The sequence below is a fragment of the Streptomyces sp. NPDC002104 genome, from assembly GCF_053593795.1.
On sequence record NZ_JBSFDF010000051.1, the window covers coordinates 44,188 to 60,245 of the forward strand.

General features: G+C 73.3%; 11 protein-coding genes and 1 pseudogene. 6 read left to right on the forward strand and 6 right to left on the reverse strand.

The features are described 5' to 3' along the window. The first annotated feature begins 86 nt into the window (after window positions 1-86). Both ACWCP2_RS31175 and ACWCP2_RS31180 read left to right on the forward strand, forming a co-directional pair. Complete coding sequence (locus ACWCP2_RS31175) at window positions 87-1,727, forward strand: sigma-70 family RNA polymerase sigma factor (RefSeq protein WP_450911911.1); 1,641 nt, start codon at window positions 87-89, stop codon at window positions 1,725-1,727. Window positions 1,728-1,843: 116 nt separating this feature from the next. Further along, window positions 1,844-4,321 carry a Helicase associated domain protein gene (locus ACWCP2_RS31180; protein ID WP_450911912.1) on the forward strand — a complete coding sequence of 826 codons (2,478 nt, stop codon included), beginning with the start codon at window positions 1,844-1,846 and terminating at the stop codon, window positions 4,319-4,321. A 57-nt stretch (window positions 4,322-4,378) separates the two neighbouring features. Here ACWCP2_RS31180 and ACWCP2_RS31185 read toward each other — a convergent pair whose 3' ends face one another. Next, a complete protein-coding gene (locus ACWCP2_RS31185) occupies window positions 4,379-5,770 on the reverse strand; it encodes a glutamate decarboxylase (protein ID WP_450911913.1) in 1,392 nt (463 codons plus the stop codon). 277 nt (window positions 5,771-6,047) lie between these two features. On the opposite strand from ACWCP2_RS31185, the gene melC1 reads away from it, so the two are divergent. Both melC1 and melC2 read left to right on the forward strand, forming a co-directional pair. After that, entirely contained in the window at window positions 6,048-6,461 is a 414-nt protein-coding gene (gene melC1, locus ACWCP2_RS31190; RefSeq protein WP_450911914.1) for an apotyrosinase chaperone MelC1, read from the forward strand. Then, on the forward strand, window positions 6,458-7,321 hold the full coding sequence (gene melC2 / locus ACWCP2_RS31195) for a tyrosinase MelC2 (protein ID WP_450911915.1): 864 nt from the start codon (window positions 6,458-6,460) through the stop codon (window positions 7,319-7,321). The genes melC1 and melC2 overlap by 4 nt, the downstream gene beginning before the upstream one ends. Here the strand turns inward: melC2 and ACWCP2_RS31200 are convergent. Together ACWCP2_RS31200 and ACWCP2_RS31205 are read right to left on the reverse strand one after the other, a co-directional pair. Then, the gene (locus ACWCP2_RS31200) at window positions 7,261-7,983 is read right to left on the reverse strand and encodes a response regulator (protein WP_450911916.1); all 723 of its coding nucleotides are present in this window, start codon (window positions 7,981-7,983) and stop codon (window positions 7,261-7,263) included. The genes melC2 and ACWCP2_RS31200 overlap by 61 nt on opposite strands. Beyond that, entirely contained in the window at window positions 7,980-9,593 is a 1,614-nt protein-coding gene (locus ACWCP2_RS31205) for a sensor histidine kinase (protein ID WP_450911917.1), read from the reverse strand. The genes ACWCP2_RS31200 and ACWCP2_RS31205 overlap by 4 nt, the downstream gene beginning before the upstream one ends. 127 nt (window positions 9,594-9,720) lie before the next feature. Between ACWCP2_RS31205 and ACWCP2_RS31210 the strand changes: the two genes are divergently transcribed. Together ACWCP2_RS31210 and ACWCP2_RS31215 are read left to right on the forward strand one after the other, a co-directional pair. After that, a complete protein-coding gene (locus tag ACWCP2_RS31210; protein WP_450911918.1) occupies window positions 9,721-11,073 on the forward strand; it encodes a cation:dicarboxylate symporter family transporter in 1,353 nt (450 codons plus the stop codon). Between the two features lie 228 nt (window positions 11,074-11,301). Next, window positions 11,302-13,113: a S8 family serine peptidase gene (locus ACWCP2_RS31215; RefSeq protein WP_450911919.1), complete on the forward strand. Its 1,812-nt coding sequence runs from the start codon at window positions 11,302-11,304 to the stop codon at window positions 13,111-13,113. A 27-nt stretch (window positions 13,114-13,140) separates the two neighbouring features. Here the strand turns inward: ACWCP2_RS31215 and ACWCP2_RS31220 are convergent, their stop codons facing one another. The 3 genes and pseudogenes from ACWCP2_RS31220 to ACWCP2_RS31230 all read right to left on the reverse strand — a co-directional run. Continuing rightward, window positions 13,141-14,598, reverse strand: a complete 1,458-nt coding sequence (locus ACWCP2_RS31220) for an alpha/beta hydrolase family protein (protein WP_450911920.1) — start codon at window positions 14,596-14,598, stop codon at window positions 13,141-13,143. Between the two features lie 77 nt (window positions 14,599-14,675). Further along, complete coding sequence (locus tag ACWCP2_RS31225) at window positions 14,676-15,401, reverse strand: (2Fe-2S)-binding protein (protein ID WP_450911921.1); 726 nt, start codon at window positions 15,399-15,401, stop codon at window positions 14,676-14,678. 562 nt (window positions 15,402-15,963) lie between these two features. Then, window positions 15,964-16,058 (reverse strand): annotated as a pseudogene (locus ACWCP2_RS31230) (hypothetical protein); the annotation flags it as partial.

The following is a 16,058-nucleotide window of genomic DNA, read 5'->3' on the forward strand; positions in this document are numbered from 1 at the left end:
CGGCGGATAAGCGTTATCGACGTCCCCCTCGACGGTCTCCCAGGTATTGGGCATCATCGAGCGCCGGTACGGACAGGGACTTTTCTATGAGCACTCAGCACACGGCAGCGCTGGTCGCCGCGGCCCGCGCGGGCGATCCCCGCGCGCAGGACGACCTGGTCAGCGCCTATCTGCCGCTGGTCTACAACATCGTCGGCCGGGCCCTGAACGGGTCCGTCGACGTGGACGACGTGGTCCAGGACACGATGCTGCGGGCACTCGACGGGCTGGGCGGCCTGCGCGACGACCACAGCTTCCGGTCCTGGCTGGTCGCGATCGCCATGAACCGGGTCCGCGCCCACTGGCAGGCCCGCCGCAGCGCCCCCGGCGAAAGCGGCCTCGAAGCCGCCTGGGAGCTCGCCGATCCGGGCGCCGACTTCGTGGACCTGACCGTCGTACGGCTCCAGCTGGAGGGCCAGCGGCGCGAGACGGCCCGTGCCACGCGCTGGCTGGAGCCCGACGACCGGGCGCTGCTGTCCCTGTGGTGGCTGGAGTGCGCCGGGGAGCTGACGCGCGCGGAGATGGCGCAGGCGCTGGAACTGTCCCCGCAGCACACGGCGGTCCGGGTGCAGCGGATGAAGGCGCAGCTGGAGGCGGCCCGGGTGGTGGAGCGGGCGCTGGGAGCCCAGCCGCCCTGCGAGGACCTGCGGGCGATGGCCGCGAGCTGGGACGGCGTGCCCTCGGCGCTGTGGCGCAAGCGAATAGCCCGGCACGCCCGCGAATGCCTGCGGTGCGCCGGACTGTGGAACGGCCTGGTCCCGGCCGAGGGCCTGCTGGCCGGGCTCGCCCTGCTGCCGGTCTCGGTGGCGCTGCTCGCGGGCGTACGGGCCGCCCTGGACTCCGGCTTCGCCTCCTCGGGCCTGGCCACCACCGCTTCGGCTTCGGCGTACGACGCGACCGGGAACGCGGGCGAGGCGCAGTTCGCCGCCGCGGGCGGCCCCGGGGACGGGCGCGCCTCGCTGCGCAAGCGGCGGCGCACCCGCGGCCGGCGCCGGGTGATCGGCGGCGCGGTGCTCGCCGCCTGCGTCGTGGGAGGCGGGCTGACCTACCTCGGCACCCGGCCCGGCACCGGCTCCGCCGAGGCTCCCGCGGCCGCGCTCCTGGCACCGGAATCGGGGACCCCGCTGCCCCCGGAGCCGGCGTCCCCCACCCCGAGCCCCTCGGTGTCCGCGTCCGCGAGCGCCTCGGCGGGCCCCAGCCCCAGTCCGAGCCCCACGGCGACGCCGAGCCCCTCCCCCACGCCCACCCCGAAGCCCAGTCCGAAGTCCACCCCGCCGAAGAAGCCCGCCACCGCCCCGCCGGGCGGCAGCACCGTCGCCCAGGTGATATCCCTGGTCAACTCCGAGCGGGCGAAGGCCGGCTGCGGGCCGCTCAAGGAGGACGCGCAACTGCGTACGGCCGCTCAGGGCCACTCCGACGACATGGCGCGGCGGGACTTCTTCTCGCACACCAACCCGGACGGAGCGGACCCGGGCAAGCGGACCACGGCCGCCGGGTACCGCTGGTCCACCTACGGGGAGAACATCGCGATGGGCCAGCGGACCGCCGCCCAGGTGATGGATTCCTGGATGAAGAGCCAGGGCCACCGCGAGAACATCCTCAATTGCTCGTTCAAGGACATCGGCGTGGGCCTCCACCAGGGCGCGGGCGGCCCGTGGTGGACGCAGAACTTCGGCGCCCGGATGTAGGGACTGCCGGCGGCTCCCGATCCGCTTCGCCCCACCCTGTCCACGCGATCTCCCCGCAATGACTCAAAAGGGGGGCAAGATAGGAGCTGGAAGCAAATCAGCTGATCAGGGTGGAGGTGGGGCGCATCAGCAGGCAGAAGCTCCGTCCGCACCAGCGCGAGGCCGTCGACGCCGCCGTGCGGGCGCTGGAACTGCCCGCCGGGCGCAGGGTCCCACGGACCGGGCTCCGTACGCAGGTCATCATGGCGACGGGCTCCGGCAAGTCGCTGGTGGCCGTGCACACCGCCGAGGAACTGCGGGCCGGCCGGGTGCTGGTGCTGGTGCCCTCCCTGGACCTCCTCGTGCAGACCGCGGCGGCCTGGCGCGCGGGCGGCCGGACCGGCCGCGCCTTCGCCGTGTGCTCGCTGCGCGGTGAGGACGCGGGGGTGCCCACCACCACCGACCCGGCCGAACTGGCCGGCTGGGCGGGCCCGCCCGTCGACCGGGTCACGGTGTACGCCACGTACGCCTCGCTCGGCCTGGGCACCATCGAACGCGCGCACCGCGAGGGCCTGCCCGGCTGGGACCTGATCGTGGTCGACGAGGCGCACCGGACCTCGGGGCGCATCGGCAAGCCCTGGGCGGTGGTGCACGACAACGTCCGGATCCCCTCGGTCCGCCGGCTCTACATGACGGCCACGCCCCGGGTCTGGCAGTCCGCCGAGGGTTCCGCGCCCGCGGGCGGCGAGGAACCCGCCGTCCGGGGCGACCTCGTGGCCTCCATGGAGGACGATCCGGACGGGCCGTTCGGGGCGCGCTGCCACACCCTGACCCTCTCGGAGGCCGTCGACCGGGGCATCTGCGCGCCCTACCGGGTGGTCTGCGTGGACGTCAGCGATCCGGAGTTCCAGGCGGCCGTCCTGCTCGGACCGGACGGGCGCTCCGACGCCGTGCGCGGGGTGCGGCTCGCGGCGCTCCAGACGGCGCTGGTGACGGCGGCCGTGAAGCAGGGCTTCCGGCGCACCCTGGTCTTCCACCACCTGACCAAGGAGGCCGAGGCCTTCGCGGCCGGGCTGCCGGCGGTCGCCGCCCGGCTGCGCGCCGCGAGCTGGGCCCCGCGGCCGGTGTATCCGCGTACCGTCTGGGCGGACTGGCTGTGCGGGCAGCACACGGCGGCGCACCGGCGCCGGGTGCTGGGCGCCTTCGCGGACGACCGGGTCGCGGACAAGGCATTCCTGGGCAGCGTCCGGGTGCTGGGCGAGGGCGTGGACACCAAGGAGTGCGACTCGGTCTTCTGGGCCGACGTACGCGGTTCGATGCCCGACCTGGTGCAGGCCGTGGGCCGGGCGCTGCGCATCCGGCCCGGGGAGGGCAAGGTCGCCTCCCTCGTGGTGCCGGTGCTGCTGGGGCCGGGCGAGTCGCCCGAGACGATGCTGACCTCGCGGGCGTACGGGGACCTCGCGCGGCTGCTGGAGGCGCTACGGGCCCACGACACCCGGCTCGTGGAGTCGCTGGCGCAGCCGCAGGCGCCGAGCCGGCGTACGACGCAGGGCGCGGTGGAGGCCGTGGGCGGCTCCGGTCTGCGCGGCGGCGCACAGTCCCTGCTGAGCTTCTCCACTCCGCGCGACCCGGCACTGCTGGCCGCCTTCGTCCGGCTGCGCGTCCTGCACCCGGAGCACGAGCACTGGCGGCGCGGGGTGGAGGCCGCCCGCATCTACGCCGGGCTCGCCGGGGACCTGAAGGTGCCGTTCGCGTTCAAGGTGCCCGAAGGCCCGGCGGCGGACGCGGCCGGCGCGGGTGACCTGGACGCCGGGGAGTCGTGGCCGCCGGGGCTGGCCCGGTTCCCGCTCGGCCAGTGGATCGCGGACGCCCGGCGCACGTACCGCCGCGGGGCGCTCGGCCGGCTGCGGGTGGCGCAGCTCGACGAACTGGGCATGGTGTGGAGCCACTTCGACGTGGCGTTCGACGAGGGGCTCGCGGCGGCGGCGGGCTGGGCGGCCGAGCACGGTCACCTGCTGCCCCCCGTGGACGCCACCTGGCGCGGCGCCCCGGTCGGGGTCTGGGTCAAGAACCAGCGTGCGGCGGCCCGCCGGGAGGGCCCCGGAGCCCTGTCGGAGGAGCGCCGGGAGGCCCTGGAGGCCATCGACGCCTCCTGGTGCCCGGCCTGGGAGATCTCCTGGCAGCGGGCCTTCCACCTGACCCGGGTCCATCTGGACGCGGGCGGGCGGCTTCCGGTGCGCCCCGGGGAGGTCGTGGTCCAGGGTGAGGACCTCGGGGTGTGGCTGCGCGGCCAGCGCGCGTCCTGGGACCGCCTGGCCTGGGCCCAGCGCTGGCTGCTGGAGCACACCCTCGGGGTGACCCCGGCCGAGGGCGCGGACCGGCCGAAGCCCCGGGTCGCCCACGCGGACGCGTGGGCGGCGCACCTGGAGGCGGCCCGGCGGTTCCACGAGCGCGAGCGGCACCTGCGGGTGCCGCGCACGCACGTGGAGCGGGTCGGCGAGCGGGACCTGCGCCTCGGTTCCTGGATCGCCAACCAGCGCTCCCGCGCCGCCTCCCTCACCCCGGAGCGGACGGCCGCGCTGACGGAGCTGGGGATGCGCTGGCCGGCGTCCTGAGCGCCGGTCCCCTCCCGGCGGGCGCCGGGGCGACGCCGGGCCGGCGCCGGGCGGGTGTCAGTGGTGGAAGCCCGACCGGGGCGGTGCCGCGGGCACCGGCTGCGGGTGCGCGACCAGGTGTTCCACGGCATTGCGCAGGTCGGAGACGAGCAGCGCGATCTGATCCCGGGTCACCCCGTGCCGGATCAGGACCCGCTGGATGACGGTGTCGTCGCGCTCGGCGGGCAGGGGGTACGAGGGCACCTGCCAGCCGCGCATGCGCAGCCGGTCGGAGAGGTCGTAGAGGGTGAATCCGGCACCCTCCGGGTCGGTGAGCCGGTAGGAGACGGCGGGCAGCGCGCCCTGGCCGTCGTAGAGGAGGGTGAAGGGGCCGATGGTCCCGATCTCGCGGGCCAGGTACTGGGCGGTGTCGGCGCAGGCCTGCTGGACCCGGCGGTAGCCGCCCCGGCCCAGCCGCAGGAACAGGTAGTACTGGGCGATGATCTCGCCGCCCGGGCGGGAGAAGTTGAGGGCGAAGGTGGGCATGTCCCCGCCGAGGTAGTCCACGGAGAAGACGAGGTCGGCCGGCAGCAGGTCGGCGGTGCGCCAGACGATCCAGCCGACCCCGAGGGGGGCGAGGCCGTACTTGTGCCCGGAGGTGTTGACGGAGGCCACGCGCGGCAGCCGGAAGTCCCAGACCACGTCGGGGTGGAGGAAGGGGGCGACGAAGCCGCCGCTGGCCGCGTCCACGTGGATCGGCACGTCCCAGCCGTGCTCGGCCTGGATCCGGTCGAGTTCGGCGGCGATCTCGGCGACGGGCTCGTAGACGCAGGTGTAGGTGACGCCGAGGATGGCGACGACGCCGATGGTGTTCTCGTCGACGTTCGCGGCGAGCTGCTCGGGGCTCAGGCCGGTGGCTCCGGGCAGCAGGGGGAGCTGGCGCAGCTCGACGTCGAAGTAGCGGGCGAACTTCTCCCAGCAGACCTGGACCGGCCCGCACACGAGGTTCGGCCGGTCGGTGGGCAGTCCGGCGGCGCGGCGGCGCTCGCGCCAGCGCCACTTGAGGGCGAGGCCGCCGAGCATGGCGGCCTCGCTGGAGCCGGTGGTGGAGCAGCCGGTGCCGGTGGTTCCGGCGGGGGCGTTCCACAGGTCGGCCAGGATGTTGACGCAGCGGGCCTCGATCTCGGCCGTCTGCGGGTACTCGTCCTTGTCGATCATGTTCTTGTCGAGGCACTCGTTCATCAGCCGGTGGACCCCGTCGTCCGACCACGTGGTGCAGAAGGTGGCCAGGTTCTGGGCGGCGTTGCCGTCGAGGAGCAGCTCGTTGTGGAGGAGCTGGTAGACCACCTCGGAGGGCGAGTGGTCTTCGGGCATCCGGTACTTGGGGAGGATCTCGCCGCTGAGGGCGGACGCGAACACGTCCGTCTCGGCGTCGCGGGCACGCTGGTCCTTCGTCTCATGGAGAGCCATATCGGGACTATAACGGGATGAAAGGTGACAGATCATCCTGGAGCGGGGCGGTTCGCATCGCGGCTTCCGGCCGACTCCGGGATGTGACCCCTCCCATAGCCGCCCCGTGCGACCGAAGGATTTCCCGTCAGTTAAGCTTTTTCACGCAGGTCTTCCCGTCCGGGTGGTTGGAGCCAGTCCGGACGGGAAGATCATCCAATTAGTTCGACCGGCAACTTATCCGCGCATGTCCGGATAACAGCCCCCTGTTCTCCGCGCCCTGATACCTCTTCGGGCCATGAACAAGATCACCCGCCGACAGGCCTTAACCGCCTCCGCCGGCGCACTCACCGCCCTCGGCCTCGCAGGCGCCACCGCGCACGCCGCCGTCGCCGGATCCCGTACCGCTGCCCCCGTCACCCCTGCGGGACCCCCGGGAAGCACGGACGAGGTCTACCAGGGCCGCCGGATACGGATCGTCCCCGCCACCGGCGGGGACGGCCACGGCGGCCACCACGGCGGCCACCAGTCCCCCGGCCAGCCGACCGTCTTCATAGACGACCGCGAACTGCACGTGATGCGCAACGCCGACGGCAGCTGGATCAGCGTGGTCAACCACTACGAGACCTTCTCCGGCCCGCTCCCGCTCGCCCGCGCCGCCGTGCGCGAGCTCCAGGGCGCCGCCCTCGTCCCGATGGGCGGCATGCGATGACCATCCGCAAGAACCAGGCCGCGCTCACCCCCGAGGAGAAGCGGGCGTTCGTCGCGGCGCTCCTCGAACTGAAGCGCACCGGCCGCTACGACCGCTTCGTCACCACCCACAACGGCTTCATCATGGGCGACACCGACTCCGGCGACCGGGTCGGCCACCGCTCCCCCTCCTTCCTGCCCTGGCACCGCCGGTTTCTGCTGGAGTTCGAGGCGGCGCTGCAGGCGGTGGATCCGTCGGTGGCCCTGCCCTACTGGGACTGGACGGCCGACCGGACCGCCCGGTCCTCCCTCTGGGCCGCCGACTTCCTCGGCGGCACCGGACGGGCCCGGGACGGGCAGGTGCTCGACGGACCGTTCGCGTACGCGGCGGGCAAGTGGGAGATAGCCGTACGGGTGGACGGGCGCTCCTACCTGCGCCGCGCGCTCGGCACCGGCGTGGCCCAGCTGCCGACCAGGGCCGAGGTCGACTCCGTCCTCGCGATGCCGGTCTACGACGCGGCGCCCTGGAACAGCTCCTCGGGCGGCTTCCGCAACAACCTGGAGGGCTGGCGCGGGGCCAACCTGCACAACCGGGTGCACGTGTGGGTGGGCGGCCAGATGGCCACCGGGGTCTCCCCCAACGACCCGGTGTTCTGGATGCACCATGCCTTCATCGACAAGCTGTGGGCCGACTGGCAGGCGCTCCACCCGCAGTCGCCGTACCTGCCCGCCGCCGGCACCCCGAACGTCGTGGACCTGCACGAGACCATGCGGCCGTGGAACGACGTGACCCCGGCCGACATGCTGGACCACCGGACGTTCTACACCTTCGACACCGAGCCGGCGGCGGCCCCGGCCGGGGCCGCCGCCAGCCAGCGGTAGTGCAGTTCGGGGCGGCCGACCTGGCCGTACCGGGGGGTGCGGTCCGCGCGGCCGGTGTCCACCAGGTGCTCCAGGTACCGGCGGGCGGTGATCCGGGAGATCCCGGCCGCCTCGGCCGCCCCGCCCGCGGTCAGCCCCTCGGGGGCCGCCCGCAAAAGTGCGGCGACCCGCTCCAGGGTCGGCCCGCCGATCCCCTTGGGCAGTTCGGCCGGCCGGGGTGAGCGCAGGGCCGCCATCGCGCGGTCCACATCGTCCTGGCCGGCCGCCTCGCCCGCCGCCGTCGCGCGGAACTCGGCGTAGCGCAGGAGCCGTTCGCGCAGCGTGGGGAAGGCGAAGGGCTTGAGTACGTACTGCACCACCCCGAGCGAGACGCTCTCGCGGACGACGCCGAGGTCCCGCGCCGAGGTCACGACGATCACGTCGGCGGGGTGGCCGGCCGCCCGCAGGCCGCGCGCGAAGCGCAGCCCGTGGCCGTCGGGCAGGGTCAGGTCGAGCAGCAGCAGGTCGATCCGGGTCCGCTCCAGGACCCGGGTGGCCGCGGCGAGGGAGTGGACGACCTCGACGGCCGTGAAGCCGGGCACCCGCCCGACGTACAGCGCGTGCGCGTCGGCGGCCACCGGATCGTCCTCGACGACCAGAACCCGCACCTCGGGCGTGCTCATGCGTCCCCTTCCCCGCGCGGCTCCCTGCGCGCCGGCAGCCGTACGGTGAACCGGGCGCCCCCGCCGGGAAGTTGACCGGCGTCGGCGCTTCCGCCGTGCCGGTGGGCCACCTGGCGCACCAGCGCGAGGCCCAGGCCCCGCCCCTCACCCTTGCCCGACCAGCCGTGCCGGAACACGTCGGCGCCCTCGGGAAGTCCTGGGCCGTTGTCGGCGACGCCGATCAGCACCCCGCGTCCATGGGGGCCGGCCGGGCCGTCGGGGCGGATGGTGACGGAGATCCGGCCGCCGGGCACCCCGGTGAGGGCGTCGACGGCGTTGTCGACGAGGTTCCCGAGCACGGTGACGAGGTCCCGGGCCGGCGGCCCGCCGGGCCCGGCGTCGATGGCTCCGCTGTCCGGGGTGACGACCAGCTCGACCCCGCGTTCGTGGGCCTGCGCCGCCTTGCCGAGCAGCAGGGCGACGAGGACGGGCTCGCCGACGGCGGTGATCACCTCGTCGGTCAGGGCCTGCGCGAGGGACAGTTCGGCGGTGGCGAAGTCCACCGCTTCCCGGCTGCGGCCGAGTTCGATGAGGGAGACCACGGTGTGCAGCCGGTTGGCGGCCTCGTGGGCCTGGGCGCGCAGCGCCCGGGTGAATCCGCGCTCCTGGTCCAGTTCCCCGGTCAGGGACAGCAGTTCGGTGTGGTCGCGCAGGGTGACCACGGTGCCGCGGCGGCCACCTCCGGCGACGGGTGCGCTGTTGAGCACGAGCACGCGCTCCGCCGTCAGATGGACCTCGTCCACCCGGGGCAGGCCGTCGAGCAGGGCTCCCGTGAGCGGGGCGGGCAGGCCGAGGTCGGCGACCGCCGTCCCCTTGATCTCCCCGCGCAGGCCGAGGAGTTCGCGGCCCGCGTCGTTGACCAGGGTGATCCGGCGCCGGCCGTCGAGCATCAGCAGCCCTTCGCGGACCCCGTGCAGGGCCGCCTGGTGGTAGTCGTACATCCGGCTCAGCTCGGCGGCGTTCATCCCGTGGGTGTGGCGGCGCAGCCGGGCGTTGATGACGTAGGTGCCGGCCCCGCCGAGGGCGAGGGCCCCGCCGGCCACCCAGGCGAGCGCGGAGAGCCGGGCGGCGAGGCGGGCGCTGACCGCGCGGACGGTGATGCCCGCGGCGACCATGCCGATGACGCGGCCGTCGTCGGTGATCGGGGTGACCACGCGCAGCGAGGGGCCGAGGGTGCCGGTGTAGGTCTCGCTGAAGGTCTCGCCCCGCAGCGCGGGGGCGGTGTTGCCGAGGAAGCGTTCGCCGATGCGCATCGGGTCGGGGTGGGTCCAGCGCCGCCCGTCCGGAGCCATGATCGTCACGAAGTCCACGCCCGCGTCCACCCGGACCCGCTCCGCGTAGGGCTGCAGGGCCTCGCGGGCGTTCCCCCGCGCCGCGTCCCGGACCGACGGGGAGTCGGCGACCGCGCGGGCCACCGCTCCCGCCTGGCGCCGGGCGGCCTCCTCGGCCTGGTCGCGGGCGGTCGCGTACGCGAAGACGGCGCAGCCGGCGACGACGGCGGCGACCAGCACCACCTGCATGGCGAAGAGCTGGCCGGCGAGGCTGCGCGGCGGCCGGGGGAAGCGGAACATGGCGCTCAGTGTGCACCGGGGCGTGAACTCAATGAACGCAAGGGTGACCGGGGTCACAGCGGCGGGCGATGGTCCTCCCGGGACGCCTTCGCCATCGGGGAGGCGGAGGGCTCTACCGGGAGGCATCGTGGCCGCCAGGCGCGACAAGACGCATTATCTGTACATCGCGGTGATCGGCGCGGTGCTGCTCGGCATCGCCGTCGGCTTCGCCGCGCCCGGCACGGCCGTGGAGCTCAAGCCGCTGGGCACCGGGTTCGTCAACCTCATCAAGATGATGATCTCGCCGGTCATCTTCTGCACGATCGTGCTGGGCATCGGCTCGGTGCGCAAGGCCGCCAAGGTCGGCGCGGTGGGCGGGCTGGCGCTCGGCTACTTCATGGTGATGTCCACGGTGGCGCTGGCCATCGGGCTGCTCGTGGGCAACCTGCTGGAGCCGGGCAGCGGGCTGCACCTGACCGAGGCGGCCCGGCACGCGGGCGAGGCCCAGGCGAAGGCGGGCGGCGCGGAGAGCACGCCCGAGTTCCTGCTGGGGATCATCCCGACCACGCTGGTGTCGGCCTTCACCGGGGGCGAGGTGCTGCAGACCCTGCTGGTGGCCCTGCTCTGCGGGTTCGCGCTCCAGGCCATGGGCCCGGCGGGCGAACCGGTGCTGCGCGGGATCGGGTACGTCCAGAAGCTGGTGTTCCGGGTGCTCGCCATGATCATGTGGGCGGCTCCGGTGGGCGCCTTCGGCGCGATCGCGGCGGTGGTCGGGGCGACCGGCATGGACGCCCTGAAGTCCCTCGCGGTCATCATGATCGGGTTCTACACGACCTGCCTGCTCTTCGTCTTCGTCGTCCTGGGCATGCTGCTGCGGCTGTGTACGGGGATCAGCGTCTTCGCCCTGCTGCGCTACCTGGGCCGGGAGTTCCTGCTGATCCTGTCCACCTCCTCTTCGGAGTCGGCGCTGCCCCGGCTGATCGCGAAGATGGAACACGTGGGCGTCTCGCGGCCGGTGGTCGGCATCACGGTTCCGACGGGCTACTCCTTCAACCTGGACGGGACCGCGATCTATCTGACGATGTCCTCGCTCTTCGTCGCGGAGGCGATGGGCAAGCCGCTGGCCCTGGGCGAGCAGATCTCCCTGCTGCTGTTCATGATCGTGGCCTCGAAGGGTGCGGCCGGGGTCACGGGCGCGGGACTCGCCACCCTCGCCGGGGGACTGCAGTCTCACCGGCCTGAACTCGTCGACGGCGTCGGCCTGATCGTGGGCATCGACCGGTTCATGAGCGAGGCCAGGGCGCTCACGAACTTCGCCGGCAACGCGATCGCGACCGTGCTGATCGGCACCTGGACCAAGGAGTTCGACCGGGCCCGGGCCACCGAAGTCCTCGCGGGACGCCTGCCCTTCGATGAGAGCACGCTCGCCGACGACGGGCACGAGCAGGCCGCGGACCTGCCCGCCCAGCCGGGCGCCGCCAAGGACGGCGTACCCGTCTGACGGGAACGCCCCGCGGACCGGCCGGTCAGGGCTCGCCCCCACGGTGCCCAGCCCGGCCGGTCCCGACACCTCGGGTGGGAGTCATTTTTCAGCCAAGATCGGATCAACCGTCTAGCTGTAAAAGGTACTTCCATATCGGGGCACGCTTCTGACATCTTGCGTCCACCACTCGTTTCGTACGGCCCGGTAGGTGCCACCCGCACCGCAGGGCCGTCTTCGGAGGACGCATTGATACCCCACATATCCAGCCGACCTCGACGCACCCTCGTACTGGCGGCCGCCCTGGCCGCCCTGGCCTTCGGGGCCCCGGCCGCGCTCGCGGGCACGGCGCCCGTCTCCCCGGCCGGCATCCCCGGCACCTCCGCCCCCGCCAAGGCCAAGGCCCAGGTTCCGGCGCCGACTTCCCAGAGTGCGACCTGGGCTGCCGGCACCCGCGCCTACGTGGTGATCACCGCCGCCGGTGACAGCTCCGCGGTCCGTTCGGCCGTCGCGGCGAACGGCGGCACGGTCTTCTCGTACTACGACCAGATCGGCGTGATCGTCGCCCACTCGACCTCCTCCACCTTCGCCGCCACCATGCGCGGGGTCAGCGGGGTCCAGAAGGTCGGCGCGACGCGCACCTCGGACGTCCCGGCCGACGCCTACAACCCGGCGCTGCCCGCCAACCCGTCCCAGTCGACGACCCCCGCGGGCGAGCCCGTACGGGCCGACATGAGCCAGATCAAGGCCGACCAGGCCTGGGCCGTGACCACCGGCTCGCCCTCCGTCAAGGTCGGCATCCTGGACACCGGCGTCGACGACCAGCACCAGGACCTGGCGCCGAACTTCAACGCCGCGGACTCGGCCTCCTGCGCCTACGGCAAGGCGGACACCCGGACCGGCGCCTGGCGCGACGTGGACACCCACGGCACGCACGTGGCCGGCTCCGTGGCCGCCGCCAAGAACGGCAAGGGCGTCGTCGGCGTGGCCCCCGGCGTGAAGATCTCCTCGGTCCGCGTGGCCGAGCCGGGCACCTCGCTGTTCTTCGCCGAGAACACCATCTGCGCCTTCGTGTGGTCCGGCGACCACGGGTTCAAGGTCACCAACAACAGCTATTACACGGACCCGTGGCAGTTCAACTGCCCGGACAACATCGACCAGGCCGCGATCATCGAGGGCGTCAAGCGCGCCCAGGAGTACGCGGAGAGCAAGGGCTCGCTCCAGGTCGCCGCGGCGGGCAACGAGGACTACGACCTCGCCAACAAGACCACGGACTCGGCGAGCCCCAACGACTCGACGCCGACCACCCGGACCATCACCAACGCCTGCCTCGACATCCCGACCGAGCTCCCGGGCGTGGTCACGGTCGCCGCCAACGGCACCGGAACCACCAAGGCCTCGTTCTCCAACTTCGGCCAGGGCGTCATCGACGTCGCCGCGCCGGGCAGCAACGTCTACTCCACCGCTCCGGGCGGCGGTTACAGCACCAAGAGCGGTACCTCGATGGCCACCCCGCACGTCGTGGGCGTCGCGGCGCTCATCGCCAGTGCCAACCCGTCCTTCACCCCGGCGCAGATCCGCGCCGCGCTGGCCACCCAGGCCAACGACACCGCCTGCCCGTCGGACACCCGCTGCAAGGGCACCACGGCCAACAACGGGTTCTTCGGCGAGGGCCAGGTCGACGCGCTGAAGGCGGTCGGTGGCTCGACCCCGCCCCCCGGGAAGTACTTCGAGAACCTCACCGACGTCGCGATCACCGACAACGCGACCGTCAACAGCACCATCACCGTGAGCGGGGTGACCGGCAACGCGCCGGCCACCCTCAAGGTGGGCGTGGACATCAAGCACACCTACATCGGTGACCTCAAGGTCGACCTCGTGGCTCCGGACGGCTCCGTCTACGTCCTGAGCAACCGGGCCGGCGGCAGCACGGACAACATCATCCAGACCTTCACCGTCAACGCCTCCTCCGAGGTCGCCAACGGCGTCTGGACGCTGCGCGTCAACGACAACGCCAGCGCGGACACCGGCAAGATCGACGCCTGGAACCTGACCTTCTAGCCGGCCGGCCGGCTCCTGCCTACCCGTTCAGCGGTGCAGGACGTCGGCCAGCCAGTCGAAGACGAGGTCGCAGTGCTGCTGCGGGGCCATCGGGGAGCAGTGCAACTGCGCCCCGGTGGCCTCCGTCAGTTTCACGTACTCGCGCCGGGAGCGCAGCAGGTCGTACATCCGCTGCGGCTGGCCGGGGTAGAACTGCTCGAAGTCGTAGTCCAGGACGAGCGTCGGGGCCTTGATCCTCGGGACGACGTCGGTGACGTCCAGGCTGATGGCCAGCTGGGCGGGGGTCCACAGGTCGGTGAAGATCCGCCCGGCGCGGGCCGCGCGCAGCGCCTCCTTCGAGAAGATCTCGAACCGCTTCTTCACGGTGTGGGCGAGCTGCGGGGTGAGTTCGGGGACCACCTCCTCGTTCCACACCCGGTTGGTCTCCTCCTTGTCCGCGGTGACCACGTCGCGCAGCTCCTCGTCGAAGCCGAGCCACGGGCTGACGCAGCCCGGCTGGCAGACCAGGGCCGCGATGCGGGGTTCGAAGGCGGCGGCGCGGGCGACGAGGTTGCCGCCCATGCTGAGGCCGGTGAGCGCGATGCGGGAACGGTCCACGTCCTCGCGCCGCTCCAGCCAGTCGATCAGCGGGCCGACCACCTTCTCCCAGCGGGGCGTGAAGGACAGCTCCTCGACGAAGAGGAGCTCCCCTTGGCCCGGACCGTCGTAGACGAGGGCGTTCCAGCCCCGGTCGAGGGCGGCGCAGACCCCGTAGGTCCACATGTCGACGTTCTGCCCGTCGCTGCCGTTGGTGAGGATGACGGTGGGCCTGGGTTCGGTCGGGCGGTGCCCTTGCGGGCGGAAGAACCAGACCGGCAGCCGGGTGTCCGCGTACGGGACCTTCGCGCGGACGGCGGCCGGGGAGCAGAGCTCCGTGAAGGCGTCCCAGGCGCGGCGCCCCTGGAGGTAGACCTCCTCCTCGTCACCGGGGTGGTCGGTGCCCAGGACGTAGAACAGGGCCTGCCCGTAGTACTGCGCGGCCCGCAGCGAGCGGAACCTGCGGGTCTGCGAGGGGGTTTCACGGCCGTGCCGGCCGCCGGCCGGGGGCGCGGCGAGCCGGTCGCCCCAGCCGCGGAAGGTGTCGGAGAAGGTCTGCTCGGACACTCCCGCGGCGTTGATCGTGTTGACGGCGGTGAGCACCTCGCCGACCTCGGAGGCCCGCATGCCGGCGGCGCCCAGGGCGAAGAGCCCGGCGAAGTTGAAGCCCGGGTCGGCGAAGAGCTTCATGGCTCCGGGCGAAGGGTCGGGGGCGGCGGCGGCCCGGGGCGCCTTCGCGGCGGGCGCCGGTACGGGCGCCGGGAGCGGAACCGGTGCGGCCGGGGCGGGAGCCGCCCCCGCTCCGACGGCGAGGGCTCCGGCCCCGGCGGCGAGGCCGGTCAGGGCGGTGCGGCGGGAGACCCCGCGGGCGGGGGCGCGGCCTTCGGATCCGGTGCGTTCGTGCGTCATGGCAGGGAACGTAGAAGGACCACCGGGCGCGCCGCCGCGCGCCACACGCTCCATTGCTCCGAACGGCCCCGGCCCCGCTAGGCCGTCTCTTTCGGATCTTGCCGGGTCCGCAGCACGCAGTCCCCGCAGAGTCCGCCGCCGGGCACCTTGTAGTACAGGCAGCAGCTCCGGCGGACGAAGGCCACCCCGAGACCCGGTTCGTGGACGAAGGCACCGGTCCCCTCGAGCGGGCCGCCGTCGGCGAGGATCCCGGCGGCCAGCAGCGCGGCCGCCTCCCCCGGCACCCGGTCCGTGAGCACCCGGACGGCGCCGACCAGCCCGGAGGCGGCGTTGCCGCGCAGCACCCGCGGTGAGACGCCGAACCGCTCGCGCAGCGCCGTGTCGAGCACCGCGAGGTTGCCGAGCACGGAGTCCGCCAGGGCCCGCTCCGGGGTCTGCCCCGGGGACCCGGCGGGCAACTCTGCGGGGAACTCGGCGGGCTCGGGCAGCCACAGCTCCAGCGACCCCGCGCCGGGCAGCCGCCACCACAGGCCGCCGGGGCTCAGGTCCGGCACCCGCCCGGACAGGACGGCGCAGCCGAGGGCGAGCGACCAGAGCCGCGAGACGATCCCGAACTGCGCCGTCGAAGCCGCCACCCGGCCGGGGCCGGTCCCGATGCGCCGCCCGACTTCACCGACGTAGGGCCCGAGCCGCTCCCCGTACAGCTCGCCGAGCGGCCGGAAACCGGGGCCGGGCGGCTCCTTCCCGTACGCCACGGTGAAGAAGGGGCCGACGGAGCGCAGTTCCTCCAGTACTTCGTCCACCTCAGGCTCCGTAGCCGTCGTCGGGGAGGTCCGGGTCCGGCTCCGGACAGGCGCCGTGGTGCAGTCCGTACGTGCCCGCCTTCTCCAGCGGCCAGTCCGCCATGGCCGGATCCCCCTCGTCGGGCGCGACGAAGACGAAGTCGGCGACGATGCCGGGAGCCGGGTCGGTCAGGAGCGTGCGCTGGTCCGGCAGCGTCGGCGACCACTGCGTGCGCCAGGAGATCCCGGCGGCCTTGAGGGCGGCGGTGAACTGCGGCTCGGTGACCGGCGCCGTGACGGTGTATCCCGGTGCACGGCCGGTCCCCGGGATCTCCAGCCCTTCGCGCCAGACGGGGATGAACATCCGGTCCAGCAGCCGGCACCGGCAGAAGACGATCTCCAGACCGCCGTAGCAGAACCAGTGCGGCCACCGCCGCTCCGCCTGGATGCGCCCCGACCACTCGGGCTCCCCCTTCGCCGCGACGAGATCGGGCAGCCGAGCACCGACGAAGAAGTCTCCGAACCTGCCGGTGGCGGCGAGGCGGACCAGATCGGTCGACAAGGGATCCATCCGAGCATGATCCCAGTCGACGATGTCGATCTTCTCGCCGTGCAGTTCGGCCATCACGTTGCGCACGCGGCTGCCCATCGGGCCGATGCAGGCGCCCTTCGGGTTGA

Coding starts and splice junctions, on each gene's coding strand:
- ACWCP2_RS31175 (WP_450911911.1), top strand. CDS start 87: ATGAGCACTCAGCACACGGCAGCGCTGGTCGCCGCGGCCCGCGCGGGC.
- ACWCP2_RS31185 (WP_450911913.1), bottom strand. CDS start 5,770: ATGGCTCTCCATGAGACGAAGGACCAGCGTGCCCGCGACGCCGAGACG.
- melC1 (WP_450911914.1), top strand. CDS start 6,048: ATGAACAAGATCACCCGCCGACAGGCCTTAACCGCCTCCGCCGGCGCA.
- melC2 (WP_450911915.1), top strand. CDS start 6,458: ATGACCATCCGCAAGAACCAGGCCGCGCTCACCCCCGAGGAGAAGCGG.
- ACWCP2_RS31200 (WP_450911916.1), bottom strand. CDS start 7,983: ATGAGCACGCCCGAGGTGCGGGTTCTGGTCGTCGAGGACGATCCGGTG.
- ACWCP2_RS31205 (WP_450911917.1), bottom strand. CDS start 9,593: ATGTTCCGCTTCCCCCGGCCGCCGCGCAGCCTCGCCGGCCAGCTCTTC.
- ACWCP2_RS31220 (WP_450911920.1), bottom strand. CDS start 14,598: ATGACGCACGAACGCACCGGATCCGAAGGCCGCGCCCCCGCCCGCGGG.